The 13,776-nt window shown below is 66.7% G+C and carries 9 protein-coding genes; 2 read left to right on the top strand and 7 right to left on the bottom strand.

The features are described from left to right. A partial coding sequence (locus B4U45_RS24320) for a PPE family protein (RefSeq protein ID WP_219859529.1) occupies positions 1–1,137 on the top strand: 1,137 nt, incomplete at its 5' end. A 35-nt stretch (positions 1,138–1,172) separates the two neighbouring features. Here B4U45_RS24320 and B4U45_RS24315 read toward each other — a convergent pair. The 7 genes from B4U45_RS24315 to B4U45_RS24265 form a co-directional block, all read right to left on the bottom strand. Beyond that, on the bottom strand, positions 1,173–1,934 hold the full coding sequence (locus tag B4U45_RS24315) for a gamma-glutamyl-gamma-aminobutyrate hydrolase family protein (protein ID WP_075548531.1): 762 nt from the start codon (positions 1,932–1,934) through the stop codon (positions 1,173–1,175). A 248-nt stretch (positions 1,935–2,182) separates the two neighbouring features. Further along, positions 2,183–2,737 (bottom strand): alpha/beta hydrolase, encoded by a 555-nt coding sequence (locus tag B4U45_RS24310; protein WP_075548530.1) that lies wholly within the window; start codon positions 2,735–2,737, stop codon positions 2,183–2,185. Between the two features lie 62 nt (positions 2,738–2,799). Next, a complete protein-coding gene (locus B4U45_RS30570; RefSeq protein ID WP_479724745.1) occupies positions 2,800–9,180 on the bottom strand; it encodes a PPE domain-containing protein in 6,381 nt (2,126 codons plus the stop codon). Then, the gene (locus tag B4U45_RS30755; RefSeq protein ID WP_083155152.1) at positions 9,071–9,373 is read right to left on the bottom strand and encodes a PPE domain-containing protein; all 303 of its coding nucleotides are present in this window, start codon (positions 9,371–9,373) and stop codon (positions 9,071–9,073) included. The genes B4U45_RS30570 and B4U45_RS30755 overlap by 110 nt, the downstream gene beginning before the upstream one ends. Positions 9,374–9,619: 246 nt before the next feature. Continuing rightward, positions 9,620–11,122, bottom strand: coding sequence for a cobyric acid synthase (locus B4U45_RS24275; RefSeq protein WP_075548112.1), 1,503 nt, complete (start codon positions 11,120–11,122; stop codon positions 9,620–9,622). Positions 11,123–11,201: 79 nt separating this feature from the next. Next, positions 11,202–12,059 carry a type I methionyl aminopeptidase gene (map, locus tag B4U45_RS24270; protein WP_075548111.1) on the bottom strand — a complete coding sequence of 286 codons (858 nt, stop codon included), beginning with the start codon at positions 12,057–12,059 and terminating at the stop codon, positions 11,202–11,204. A 149-nt stretch (positions 12,060–12,208) separates the two neighbouring features. Further along, positions 12,209–12,793: a DUF1707 SHOCT-like domain-containing protein gene (locus B4U45_RS24265; RefSeq protein ID WP_075548110.1), complete on the bottom strand. Its 585-nt coding sequence runs from the start codon at positions 12,791–12,793 to the stop codon at positions 12,209–12,211. A gap of 209 nt (positions 12,794–13,002) precedes the next feature. Between B4U45_RS24265 and B4U45_RS24260 the strand changes: the two genes are divergently transcribed. Continuing rightward, the coding region (locus B4U45_RS24260) for a PE family protein (protein ID WP_244899421.1) at positions 13,003–13,776 on the top strand (774 nt) is incomplete at its 3' end.

Here is a 13,776-nt window from a genome sequence, read left to right as displayed (position 1 = left end):
GCCTGGGACAGCTTGTCCAGTGAATTAAGCTCGGCTGCAAAGGAATACGGAATAGTTATCGCCGGCATGACAAGCGGGCCGTGGCGGGGTCCGGCATCCTTCGCCATGGCCGCGGCCGTCGAACCCTATATCGGGTGGCTGGCGACCACCGCTTCGCAGGCACTTCAGGCCTCGGGCCAAGCCACAGCCGCCGCGGCGGCATACGAAGCTGCGTTCGCCATGACGGTGCCCCCGGCGGTGATCGCGGCCAACCGCGCCCAGTTGGCATCCCTAGTCGCAACCAATCTGCTCGGCCAAAACACCCCGGCGATCGCTGCCACCGAGGCGCTCTACGGCCAGATGTGGGCCCAAGATGCCGCAGCCATGTACGGCTACGCCGCCTCCTCGGCCGCGGCATCACAATTGGACCCGTTCGCCGATGCACCCATGACCACCAGCGCCGGCGCGGGCGCCCTGGTCCAGGCCGGCTCGGCTACCGGCGCGGCGAGCCAGGGTGGGCTGTCGCAAGTCATGCACACCGTCCCCACCGCACTGCAGGGCCTGGCCGCCCCCGCCGGGGCGAGCACCACCGGTGCCGATCTGTTCGGATTGCTGGGGTCCGGCGTCCAGGATTGGATCGGCCTCAGCGGAGCCGACCTATCCAGCCCAGCGGGAATTCTCGCTTTCTTGTCGGGAACCGATGGGTCGCCACTTGGCGTCGCGCTCAGCAGCGTCTACTTCAACGCCCTGTCTTCCGGTTTCTATACGCCCGGCAACTTCTTGGGGACGCTGGCCGACGCTGTCGGATTGCAAGGCGCCGAGGCGGTCGAGGAGGCGGCTACCGGCGTCGCCGAAGCCGCCGCGAGCGAGCTCGGCGCCGCCGCGGGCGGAGTCGGTGGCGCCGTGTCGGCGACAGTGGGGAATGCGGCGACGATCGGCCCGCTGTCAGTGCCGCCGACCTGGACCGCGACGTCGTCGCTCGGTGCCGCTGCGTCGGCGTTGCCGAACGCCGCCGCCACCGCACCGGGAATTGCCGGAGCAACGCCCAGCATGCTGGGTGGGATGCCGTTGAGCGGCCTGGGCGCGCGCAGCTTTGCCGAAGCCCCACGCTACGGGTTCCGGCCAACCGTGATGGTGCATCCCCCGGCCGCCGGATAGCAGCCCGGACAGCGGGCGAAAACCGGTCCCGGCAGCTACCGGTCCGCGTACCCGCGGGCCGCCGCCACCAGTCCGGCGAACAACCGCAAGTCGTCCAGAGACTTCTCCGGATGCCATTGCACCGCAAGCACAAATCCGTTTCCCGGCAATTCCAGCGCTTCGACCACGCCGTCGGCGTCCGTCGCACTGACCACCAGGCCCGCAGCGACTTCGCCGACCGCCTGGTGGTGATAGCACGGCACGTCGGCGGACTCGCCGATCAGCCCGGCCAGCCGAGTGCCCGGCACGGTGCGGACCGGCAACGGCGTGAAAACGGCGTTGCCCGCGCAATGCCCGCCGTGGCCGATGACGTCGGGAAGGTGCTGATGCAGCGTGCCGCCGAGCGCTACGTTGAGCAGCTGCACGCCACGACAGATCCCCAACACCGGCAGCTCGCGGGCCAGTGCACCCTTCAACAGCGCGAATTCCCAGGCGTCGCGGTCGGCTCGCGGCCGGTCGGTGGCCGGATGCGGGTCCTGGCCGTATGTGGCGGGATCGATGTCGTAGCCGCCGGTGATCACCAAAGCATGCAGGCCATCGAGCACTCGGTCGGCATTCTCCGGGTCCACCGGCTGCGGCGGCAGCAGTACCGCGTTACCACCGGCCATGATGATGGCGTCGGAGTAGTCGGCGGGCAGGTAGCTCGCGGGTACGTCCCAGATTCCGGCCTGCACCTGTTCCCGATACATCGTTAGTCCGATCACCGGCCGCCGGCCCCACGAGCTGTTCGAAACCACGCTGGCTCCCCAATCGATCACCGCCGCGGTGAAATGCGGCGAGCTTCATCCGAGCATTGTGGTGCACGACGGATCCTTGCCGGCCTACCGTGTAGCCCGGGGGCAGGCACCGCAGACACCCACACAACCGCCCGCTCGGCTGCCGGTGGCGAGCACGTCAGCGGAAAGCATTGTGGGACATGCTAACCGGACCGCCGGCGGACCGCTGCACCGGGCACCTCGACCATTTGCGCCGAACTCGGCGTCACGGCACGCTGGTCGACGCCGCGCTACCAGCCGCTGGTGCGCAGCACGATCTCGGTGGCCAATTGCGCGGTCGAGTCTTGTGCGTTGCGCCTCGCCGGAAGGTCCACGACGCGGTAATCGGCGTAGACCAGTCGCTGGCTGTCGCGAGCAACTTTGCGCGCGGCTGGAGAACTCACCAGCACGGTGGTGCTGATCTCCACCGGTGGGCAGTGGTCGTCACGGACCACGCCGTTGACATCGGCCACCCGTGGATGCCCCCGATCGATGGCCACCAGACCGGCGAACCGCCCCAGCCTGGTCGCCGCCAGTTCCCAAGCGAGCTCACCGCCGGCCCGGTCACCGACCACCACCGCCCAGCCGATAGCCAGGACGTCGAGGATGCCGATCACGGACTTGGCGGTCAGCCGCGGGTCAGCGCCGATAACGACGGTCCGAAGCGATGCGGTGTGCAGGCGCTCACAAATGGCGCCGTAGGCCGCGACCGCACGCTGTTCGTCGCCCAGAATGGTGACGACGACGCCCGTTGCCGGACCCGATACCGCTACCGGAACCGGAAATCCGTCGAGCGTGGTCATCATCGCGGACACTTACGCCAAAGTACAGGGAATTGGGCTGGCTGCGCACCGGTTGTGCGGCTTATTCACAGACCCGTCAGCGTACCGAAGATGAGGTTGGCGACGTAGAGGGCGCGGGGCACATAACCGATGTCCGCGGTACCCGAGGTGTAGATCCCGAGGTTCTTGACGCCGGACAACAAGGTGCCGAAGTTGAGCAGGCCGGAATTGGTCGCACCGAAGTCCAGCAAGCCCGAAACCCCTGCGCCCAGGCTCAGCGCTCCGGAGTTCCCGAAACCGGCCAGCAGGCCACCCGAGTTTCCCGCACCCGGTGTCAACAGGCCCGAGTTGCCCGCACCCGGCGTCAGCAACCCCGAGTTGCCCAGGCCGAACGCCAGGTAGCCGGAGTCCCCGGCGTAGATGTTGAGCAGCCCCGAGCTGCCCGCGCCCGGGTTCAGCGTCCCAGAGTTTCCGGCGCCGGGGTTGTAGCTCCCGGAACTGCCGAAGCCCAGGTTCTGGTTGCCGGAGCTGCCCGCGCCCGGGTTGTCGGTGCCCGAGCTGCCGGCGCCGATGTTGCCGGTGCCCGCGTTACCGGCACCCGGGTTGTTGGTGCCCGAACTGCCGGCCCCGATGTTGGTCGTGCCGGAGCTGCCGAAGCCGATGTTGCCGGTGCCGGCATTGCCGCCGCCGATGTTGCTGCGGCCCGAGCTGCCGGCTGATCCGTTGTTGTTGAAGCCCGAACTTCCCGCGCTTCCCGCGTTGTCCTTGCCCGAGTCCCCGCCGGTGCCCGAGTTGCCCGAACCCGAGCTGCCCTGCGCCGCGATGTTGCCGGTCCCCGAGCTCCCGAAGGTCACCGCATTGTTGCCGGTGCCCGAGTTGCCCGCGCTGCCATTATTGTTGAAGCCCGAGTTACCGCCGCTGCCGTTGTTGTCCCGGCCCGAATTGCCGGCGGTTCCGTTATTGCCCGAGCCGGAGCTGCCGCCGGAGGCGTTGTTGTTGGAGCCGGAAGTCCCTGCGCCACCGTTGTTTCCGGTGCCGGACTGCCCGCCGCTGCCATTGTTGTTGAAGCCGGAGTTGCCGGCGCTGCCGTTGTTGCCGGTGCCTGAACTTCCCCCGGCCGCGGCATTGGTGCTGCCCGAGCTTCCGAAGGTTGCCCCGGTGTTGTTGCTGCCCGAGTTGCCGCCGCCGCCGCTGTTGCTCTGGCCGGAGTTGCCCGCGCTTCCGGCGTTGCCGGTGCCCGAGTTGCCGCCGCTGCCCGAATTACCGGTGCCGGAATTTCCGCCGGCCGCGAAATTGCCGGAGCCGGAGCTTCCGAAGGTGACTCCGGTGTTGTTGCTGCCCGAGTTGCCCGCGCTGCCGCTGTTGTTTTGGCCGGAATTGCCGGCACTTCCGGAGTTGCCGCTGCCCGAGTTGCCCGCGCTGCCGCTGTTGCCGGTGCCGGAGTTTCCGCCGGCCCCCCCGTTGTTGTGCCCCGAACTTCCGGAGGACCCGTTGTTGTTGGTGCCCGAGTTTCCGGCGCCTCCGCTGTTGCCGGTACCCGACTGGCCGGCGCTACCGCTGTTGGCGAAGCCCGAGTTCCCGCCGGCCGCCGAGTTGCCGACACCCGAGGTTCCATTGCCGCCGGTGTTGTTGCTGCCGGCGTTGCCACCACCGGCCGTACCGTTGTGGTCACCGGAATTGCCGCCGCCGGCACCGCCGTTGGAGGAACCTGAATTCCCACCGCCGGCAACGTTATTGCTGAAACCGGAGTTACCGCCGCCGGGGCTGCTGTTGTTTTCACCCGAGTTGCCGCCGTTGGCGAAGCCGCCGTTGTTTTTGCCGGAATTGCCCGAACTGCCAGCGCCACCGTTGTTGGACCCCGAGTTTCCGCCGCCCACGCCACCGTTGTCGGACCCCGAGTTCCCGCCGCCCACGCCGCCGTTGTTCGAGCCGGACCACCCGCCGCCCAGGCCATTGTTGTCGTGACCCGATGAGCCGAACGATAGGTTGTTCGAGCCGGACGAACCCGCGAGGTTGCCCGTACCCGAAGCCAGCACCAGGGGCCCATCGCCGCTGTTTCCGTTACCGATGTTGTAGTTGCCCGAATTGTTGTCGCCGGTGTTGAGGTTCCCGGAATTATTGTTGCCGGTGTTGGTGTCGCCGGTGTTTCCGTCACCGGTGTTGGTGCTGCCCGAGTTGTTGTTGCCGGTATTGGTGCTACCGCTATTTCCATTGCCGGTGTTGGTGTTTCCGGAGTTGAAGTCGCCGGTGTTGGTGTTACCCCGGTTTCCGTTGCCGGTGTTGGTGGCGCCCGCGTTGTTGTTACCGGTGTTGGTGCTGCCACTGTTCCCGCTGCCGGTGTTGGTGTTTCCGGAGTTGCCGTTCCCGGTGTTGGTGTTGCCCGAGTTGCCGTCGCCGGTGTTGGTGAAGCCGGCGTTCTTACTGCCGGTGTTGGTGTTACCTGAGTTGAAGTCGAATCGGTTGGTGTTGCCGGAGTTCGCATTACCGGTGTTGGTGAAGCCGGAGTTCTTGTCGCCGGTGTTGGTGTTGCCCGAGTTGGCGTTGCCGGTGTTGGTGTTGCCCGAGTTGCGGTCGCCGGTGTCGGTGAAGCCCGAATTGTAGTTGCCGGTGTTGGTGTTGCCCGAGTTGTAACTGCCGGTGTTGGTGTTGCCCGAGTTGTACCCGTCCGGCCGGCTGGGATCGCCATAGGTGTTGGTGTTGCCTGAGTTGAAGTTGCCGGTGTTGGTGTTGCCGGAGTTGTGGTTGCCGGTGTTGGTGTTGCCCGAGTTGTGGTTGCCGGTGTTGGTGTTGCCCGAGTTGTGGTTGCCGGTGTTGGTGTTGCCCGAGTTGTAACTGCCGGTGTTGGTGTTGCCCGAGTTGTACCCGTCCGGCCGGCTGGGATCGCCGTAGGTGTTGGTGTTGCCGGAGTTCAGGTTTCCGGTGTTGGTGTTGCCGGAGTTGTGGTCGCCGGTGTTGGTGTTGCCCGAGTTGTGGTTGCCGGTGTTGGTGTTGCCGGAGTTGTAGCTGCCGGTGTTGGTGTTGCCCGAGTTGTATCCGTCGGGACGACTTGCGTCCCCGTACGTGTTGGTGTTGCCCGAGTTCAGGTTGCCGGTGTTGGTGTTGCCCGAGTTCAGGTTGCCGGTGTTGGTGTTGCCCGAGTTCTGGTTGCCGGTGTTGGTGTTGCCCGAGTTCTGGTTGCCGGTGTTGGTGTTGCCCGAGTTCTGGTTGCCGGTGTTGGTGTTGCCCGAGTTAAGGTCGCCGGTGTTGGTGTTGCCTGAATTCTGATTGCCGGTGTTGGTGCCACCGGAGTTGTAATTGCCAGTGTTGGTGCCACCCGAGTTGTAATTGCCGGTATTGGTGCCACCTGAGTTGTACAGGCCCGTGTTGGTGCCACCGGAGTTGTAGCTGCCGGTGTTGGTGCCACCCGAGTTGTAGTCACCGTAGTTGGTGCCACCCGAATTGTAATTGCCGGTGTTGGTGCCACCCGAGTTGTAGCTGCCGGTGTTGGTGCCGCCGGCGTTGTAATTGCCGTAATTGGTGCCACCGGCGTTGTAGTCGCCGGTATTGGTCCCGCCGGCGTTGTAGTCGCCGGTGTTGGTGCCACCGGCGTTGTAGTCGCCGGTATTGGTGCCACCGGCGTTGTAGCTGCCGGTATTGGTGCCGCCCGAGTTGTAGCTGCCGGTATTGGTGCCGCCCGAGTTGAACAGGCCGGTGTTGGTGCTGCCGGAGTTGTACAGGCCGGTGTTGGTGCTGCCGGAGTTATACAGGCCGGTGTTGGTGCTGCCGGAGTTGAACAGGCCGGTGTTCGTATGACCGGAGTTGTACAGGCCGGTGTTGGTGTTGCCCGAATTCAATAACCCGGTGTTGAAGTTGCCGGAGTTCCAGAAACCCGTGTTGTAGTTGCCGGAGTTGGACGCCAGCGTGTTTCCGACGCCGGAATTCCACCAACCGGCGTTCCCGTTACCCGAGTTACCGAAGCCGATGTTGTAATTACCTGAATTCCCGATGCCGATGTTTCCGCTGCCCGAGTTGCCGAACCCGATGTTGAAGTTTCCGGAATTCCCAAGGCCGAGGTTGAACCAGCCCGAGTTCAGACCGCCGATACCCACCTGATTGTCGCCGATGAGTCCCAGCCCGAAGTTATTGTTGCCGCTGTTGCCGAACCCGACATTGTTATTCCCGGTGTTGCCCCAGCCGATGTTGTTGGTGCCATTGTTCCCGCCACCCTGATTGGCACTGCCGATGTTGCCCATGCCGGGATTGTTGTTGCCGAGGTTGCCGCTGCCGGTATTGCCGTCACCCCGGTTACCCTGGCCGGTATTTCCGGTGCCGTAGTTACCGGCGCCCTGGTTGGTGTTGCCGAAGTTGCCGCTGCCGGAGTTGCCGGTGCCGGTGTTGCCGCTGCCCGAGTTGGTGTTGCCGATATTGCCGTGGCCGACGTTGCCACTGCCCTGGTTGCCGTTTCCCTGGTTGTTGTCGCCGGTTCCGAAGAGCCCGCTACCGCGGTTGCCGCTACCGGAATTGTTGTTGCCGATATTGCCGTCGCCCGTGTTTCCGCTGCCCTGATTCCCGCTGCCCTGGTTGTTGTCGCCGGTCCCCAATCCGATACCGCGGTTGCCGCTGCCCGAGTTGCCGCTGCCGATATTGCCGTTACCGGTGTTGGTGTTGCCGATATTGCCGCTACCGACGTTGCCGTTGCCCAGATTGCCCGAACCCTGGTTGCTGTCGCCCTTGTTGCCGTAACCGGAGTTGCCGCTGCCGAAGTTGCCGTCGCCGGTGTTGTTGTTGCCGCGGTTGCCCAGTCCGGAATTGGCGTCCCCGAAGTTTCCGTTGCCGGTGTTGTTGCTGCCGGTATTCCCGTTGCCCTGGTTGTTGTCACCCTTATTACCGAAGCCGGAGTTGCCGTTGCCAAGGTTACCGTCGCCGGTGTTGTTGTTACCCGCGTTGCCGAAGCCGGCGTTGGTGTCGCCCTTGTTGCCGTCACCGGTATTCCCGCTTCCTACGTTGCCGGTGCCGCGGTTGTTGTCGCCCTTGTTGCCGTCGCCGACGTTGGTGTTGCCCAGATTGCCGTCGCCGGTGTTCGTGTCGCCCTTGTTGCCGTCGCCGACGTTGGTGTTGCCCAGATTGCCATTACCGGAATTGGTGTCGCCCTTGTTGGCGTTGCCGGTGTTGCCGCTGCCCAGGTTGCCGTCACCGGAGTTGTTGTCGCCCTTGTTGCCGTCTCCGCTGTTGCCCAGCCCCAGGTTGCCGTCGCCGGAGTTGGTGAAGCCCTTGTTGCCGTTGCCGATATTTCCGTCGCCGAGGTTTCCGTTGCCGAAGTTGTTGTCGCCCTTGTTCCCGTCGCCGGAGTTGCCGCTGCCGAAGTTGCCGTCGCCCGGGTTGCCGACGGCTGGGTTGCCGCTGTTGTTGTTGCCATCACCGGCGTTGTTGTTGCCGATGTTTCCGTCACCGTCGTTGTTGTCGCCCGTGTTGCCACTGCCCACGTTGTTGTTGCCGCGGTTGCCGTCACCGGCGTTACCGGTCCCCTGGTTGCCGTTACCCTGGTTGGCGCTGCCGGTATTGCCGCTACCCGGGTTGTTGGAGCCGGTGTTGCCGTCGCCCTGGTTCCCGTTGCCCCGGTTACCGTCACCGGCGTTGAAGTTGCCGGTGTTACCGCTGCCCGGATTGTTGCTGCCTCGGTTGCCGTCGCCGCTATTGCCGCTGCCCTGGTTGCCGCTGCCCTGGTTACCGCTGCCGGTGTTACCGCTACCGATGTTGTTGGCGCCGAGGTTTCCGTCGCCCTGGTTTCCGCTGCCCTGGTTGCCGCTGCCCGCGTTGTTGTTGCCGATGTTGCCGTTGCCGGGGTTGTTGTCGCCCCGGTTTCCGCTGCCCAGGTTGTCGCTGCCCTGGTTGCCGTTGCCCTGGTTGCCGCTGCCCTGGTTGCCGCTGCCGGTGTTTCCGCTGCCCTGGTTGCCGACTCCTGAAAGTGCCAGCGGTGCAGCAGCATTCACACCGACCGCACGCGCCGAGGCCGCATCGCCGGCCGGGCTGACGCTCTGGGCGGAATTGCTGGTGATCGCGGTGGCCCCGGACGAGTCGGCCTTGGCGGCGACAGCGTCGGCACTGGTCGCTGGGGCGCGTCCGGGGCCGCCGACAAGGCCGCGTAGTGGGCCGGCCAGGTTGTGCAGCGAACGTTGCCACGGCATCAGCCGGCCAGCCGCGGCCGAAACCCCGGAATAGTAGCCAGACATGGCCGCCGCATCCTGGGCCCACATCCGCTCGTAGTCGGCCTCGGCGGCCGCGATCGCCGGGGCGTTCTGCCCGAACAGGTTTGAGAACACCAGCGACAGCAGCCGAGCCCGGTTGGCCACCAACGCAGCCGGATGTACCGTCGCGGCCTTAGCCGCCTCGAACGCGCCGGCTGCGACGCGGGCCTGGCCCGCGGCCTCCTCGGCCTGTGACGCCGCGGCATTCAGCCAACCCAGATAGGGGGCGGCCGCGCCGGACATCGCCGCCGCCGCGGGGGCCCTGCCACGATTCGTTCGCCAGTCCCGACGTCACCGAACCGAAAGCCGCTGCCGCCGAGGCTAATTCGAAGGCCAACCCGTCCCAGGCCGCGGCCACCGCCAGCATCGGGCCAGACCCGACGCCGGAAAATATTCGCGCCGAGTTGACTTCTGGCGGCAACACCAAGAAATTCATCGAGGGCCTTCTTCCAGCCTTACCTGCGCGGCCGCAGGTCCTCGACTCCCCGCACCCTGGTAGACAGCAAGGTTTGCGCCGCCACGTTCATGCGCGTCTCCAAGCACCAAGCACCGGCAATCGTCGTGATCCCAGAAAGCTACAGCAAACGCCCCCGCGATATCGGCATTTCCGCAAACGACGGCACGGCCGGTATGCCCGGCGCTGTAGACGGCTCCGCCGGAATGGTGCAGACCCGGTCTCGGCCTAGACCCGCAGGTCGCTGACCAGATAGGGCCGCTGCGGCGGCGGCCCGGCGAGCAGGCCGAGCACCGCCTGCACGTCGACATGCGACGCCAACAGATCAGCCATCAGATCAAGCTGAGCGTCGCGTCGGGCCGCCACGTTGACGCCGTCGGCGACGACGAATCCGCTCCGGCCGGCGGCGGTGGCCACCTCGGTGAGCCAGTCGCGACGGAAGTCGTCGTTGTCGAGCAGGCCGTGCCAGTGGGTGCCGAAAACCACGCCGCACCGCACACCCTGTACCTCGGAGTCGACGTCGAACCACCCCATCTCGGCGCAGCGGGCCAGTCGCCCGTGATGGATTTCATAACCGGTCAACGCCGACTGCCAGCGCCGCAGCCTCTTGTCCGCGGCGAACACGATGTCGACGTCCAGCAACCCCAGCGCGGCCACCGCCCCGGCCCCGGACTCAACGGTGTCTTCGATACTGCGGCACAGCATTTGGAAGCCGCCGCAGATTCCCAGCACCGGCCTGCCGGCCCGCGCGTGGTCGACGATGCCGCCGGCCAGGCCACGCTCGCGCAGCCAGCACAGATCTGCGACCGTGGCCTTGCTGCCGGGCAGCACGATCAGGTCGACGTCGGCCAGGTCGGCGGGTTCGGTGATCCAGCGCACAAGCACGCCGGGCTCACACGCCAGCGCCTCGACATCGGTGGAGTTGGAGATCCGCGGCATCCGCACCGCCGCCACCCGCAGCCACTGGTCGCCGCGGGGCGGCTCGGGCGTGCCGACGACGCGGTGCGCCACCACCGACAGCGAGTCCTCGGCGTCGAGCCAGAGCTCGTCGGTGTAGGGCAGCACCCCGTAGGTGGGGCGGCCCGTCGACTCCAGCAGCTGCCGCAGCCCTGGCTCCAGCAGCGCGGGGTCACCGCGAAACTTGTTGACAATGAAGCCCGCAATGTGTGCCTGGTCGTCGGGGTCGAGCACCGCGACTGTCCCGAACAGATGGGCCAGCAAGCCGCCGCGGTCGATGTCGCCGACCACGACCACCGGCAGGTTGGCCGCGCGCGCCAGCCCCATATTTGCCAGATCCGTTGCCCGCAAGTTTGTTTCGGCTGCGGATCCGGCTCCCTCGCAGATCACTGCGTCGAACTCGGCTCGCAGACTTGCCAATTCGTCGAGAACCACGCCGGCTAGCCGATCGCGATGCCGCAGGTAGCCGGCCGCCGTGACGCTATCGGCGACTCGGCCCCGGATGACCAGTTGCGACGTCCGGTCGCTGCCCGGCTTGAGCAGGATGGGGTTGAATCGCACGCTGGGCTCCAACCCCGCCGCGCGAGCTTGGATGGCCTGGGCACGGCCGATCTCGCCGCCTTCCACGGCGACGGCGGAATTGTTGGACATGTTCTGCGCTTTGAACGGCGCCACCCGAACGCCGCCGCGGGCCAGCAACCGGCACAGGCCCGCGACCACCACGGACTTGCCGGCATCGGAGCTGGTTCCGGCAACCAGCAGGGCGCCACTCACCGTGTGGTGGCGAGCAGACACAGACTCGCACCGTTGCGGCGACGATCATGCGAGTTTGCGTCTGCTCGCGGTGAGAAAGTCACGGCAACGTGAGGATCTCGACGCCGGTGTCGGTGACCAGCAGCGTGTGCTCGAACTGCGCGGTCCACTTGCGGTCCTTGGTGATCACCGTCCAGCCGTCGTCCCAAATCTCGTAGTCCAGGGCGCCCAGGTTGATCATCGGCTCGATGGTGAAGGTCATGCCCGGGTGCATGATCGTTTCCACCGCAGGCTGGTCGTAATGCAGCACGACCAGCCCGTTGTGGAACGTGGTGCCGATGCCGTGACCGGTGAAGTCGCGAACCACGTTGTAGCCGAACCGATTTGCGTAGGACTCGATAACCCGCCCGATGATCGACAACGCGCGCCCGGGTTTGACGGCGTTGATCGCCCGCATCGTCGCCTCCCGGGTCCGGTCCACGAGCAGGCGGTGTTCTTCGGCGACGTCGCCGGCCAGGAAGGTCGCATTGGTGTCGCCGTGGACACCGTCGAAGTAAGCGGTGACATCGATGTTGACGATGTCACCGTCGGCGATCACCGTCGAGTCGGGGATCCCGTGGCAGATGACCTCGTTGAGCGACGTGCAGCACGACTTCGGGAAACCCTTGTAGCCCAGCGTCGACGGATATGCACCGTGGTCGACCATGTACTCATGCGCGATCCGGTCCAGCTCGTCGGTGGAGACCCCCGGCGCCACGGCCTTACCGGCCTCGGCGAGGGCGCCGGCCGCGATCCGGCCGGCGACGCGCATCTTCTCGATTACCTCCGGGGTTTGCACCCACGGTTCGGTCCCCTCCTTGGCCGTCGGCTTGCCGACGTATTCGGGGCGCGCGATCCACTTGGGCACCGGCCGCGTCGGGGACAGGGCGCCGGGAGAAAGCGCGGTGCGAGCAGGCATCCCGCTAGCTTAGTCGGGGCCCTGCGACGGCCCGTCACTTGCGCCCCACCGGCCGCCTCCCGGGGACGGGCGCACATCCCGGCGACACCGGCGAGGCGTGCGGTGCACCGACGGAACAGCCGCTGCCACTGTGACACACGGCGGCGCGATCAAGCCTGATGGCGGCGCAGCAACGCCCGGCGTGGGCCGCGAATCACCACCGAACCGCAGACCACCCGGCCGGTCAGCACCACATGCGGCGTCCCCTCCGCCGGTGCGTCTTTGCGGCGGTCGCTGGCGCTGCCCACATATACCTCGACGTCGTCGATCGAGGCGCTGGCGCCGTCGGGCAGCCGCAGGTCCAGTGAACCGAACTTCAAGTCGAGCTCGATGACCACCACCGGCCCGGCGAAACGGGCCTTGGTGAGGTCGAGGTCGATCGAACCCAGGCGGCGCACCAGCGCCAGCCGGGTGGGCACCATCCATTCGCCATGGCGCTTCAGCGATCCGGCCCAGCCACGCAGTTGCACCCGGTCGGCTGCGGACGTGACGATCGCGCCGGGCCCGGGCAGGTCGCAAACCAGCCTCTCCAGTTCGCCGTGGGTACGTGCAAAGGACACCCGAGACGAGCGCTGCTCGAATTCGTTGATATCGATCAACCCGAGCGCGACGGCGTTGTGCAACCGCCGCATGGTGCCGTTGCGGTCGGCGTCCGAGACCCGCAGTGTCACCATGTCCCCACCGCTGTCCGTCATGACCTTTCCTGATCGTCGTGTCGTCGCCTCACCCTCGCAACTTACCTCCATTACCGGGACGGTGCGGCCGGGCGAGTCGGCTGCATCGTTGGCAAACACCCGGTCCCGCCAATGCGATCGCGATACGATCCTTCGGTCGCGGCTTCGGCTTGGGGTGAGGCTCAGATGTGGCGAATCTGCGGATCGCCACGACGCAATGCGAGGTGTACATGTCCTACCTGATCGCCGCTCCGGACTCGATCTTTGCGGCGGCCTCGAGCGTATCCGGCATCGGGTCGACGATCACGTCCGCCAACGCGGCGGCCGCGCCCGCCACCCTCGAGGTATTGGCTGCCGGCGCCGACGAGGTGTCGGCCGGCATTGCGGCCCTGTTTTCCGCTCACGCCCGCGCCTACCAGACGCTCAGCGCGCAGGCGGCGACGTTTCACGACCAATTTGTCCGCGCCTTGACGACCGGCGGCGCCGCGTATGCCGGCGCTGAGGCCGCCAACGTGCAACAGAACCTGCTCGACGCCATCAATGCACCCACGCTGATCCTGTTGGGCCGCCCGCTGATCGCTAACGGGACGGCCGGCGCCCCGGGATCCGGGGCAAACGGACAGGACGGCGGACTGCTGGTCGGCAACGGCGGCGCCGGCGGCTCCGGCGCCGTCGGCCAGCGGGGCGGCAACGGCGGGGCCGCCGGGCTGTTGTTCGGCAACGGCGGCAACGGCGGCAACGGCGGCGGCTCGGCAGCCGTCATCGCCGGTGACGGCGGAAACGGCGGTGCCGGCGGGCTGTTCGGCACCGGCGGGACGGGCGGCACCGGCGGCTTTGGCCTCAACGGCGGTGCCGGCGGCGCCGGCGGGGCAGCAGGCCTGTTCGGCACCGCCGGGTCCGGCGGTGCCGGTGGACTCGGAGTGGTCGGCTCCCCGGGCAACAGCGGGGCCGGCGGCGCCGGTGGCGCCGGCGGATTGTTCAGTCCCGGTGGTGCCGGCGGGACC

Origin of the sequence: Mycobacterium persicum, assembly GCF_002086915.1 — a bacterium.
GTDB lineage: Bacteria > Actinomycetota > Actinomycetes > Mycobacteriales > Mycobacteriaceae > Mycobacterium > Mycobacterium persicum.
Note: the sequence above shows the minus strand (reverse complement) of the source record. Positions and strands in the feature narration are given on the sequence as shown.

Bases quoted from the DNA above. Each gene is read 5' to 3' on its own strand.
- B4U45_RS30570 (WP_479724745.1), bottom strand. From the start codon at position 9,180: ATGTCCGGCGCGGCCGCCCCCTATCTGGGTTGGCTGAATGCCGCGGCG.
- map (WP_075548111.1), bottom strand. From the start codon at position 12,059: ATGCCTGCTCGCACCGCGCTTTCTCCCGGCGCCCTGTCCCCGACGCGG.
- B4U45_RS24310 (WP_075548530.1), bottom strand. From the start codon at position 2,737: ATGATGACCACGCTCGACGGATTTCCGGTTCCGGTAGCGGTATCGGGT.
- B4U45_RS24265 (WP_075548110.1), bottom strand. From the start codon at position 12,793: ATGACGGACAGCGGTGGGGACATGGTGACACTGCGGGTCTCGGACGCC.
- B4U45_RS30755 (WP_083155152.1), bottom strand. From the start codon at position 9,373: ATGAATTTCTTGGTGTTGCCGCCAGAAGTCAACTCGGCGCGAATATTT.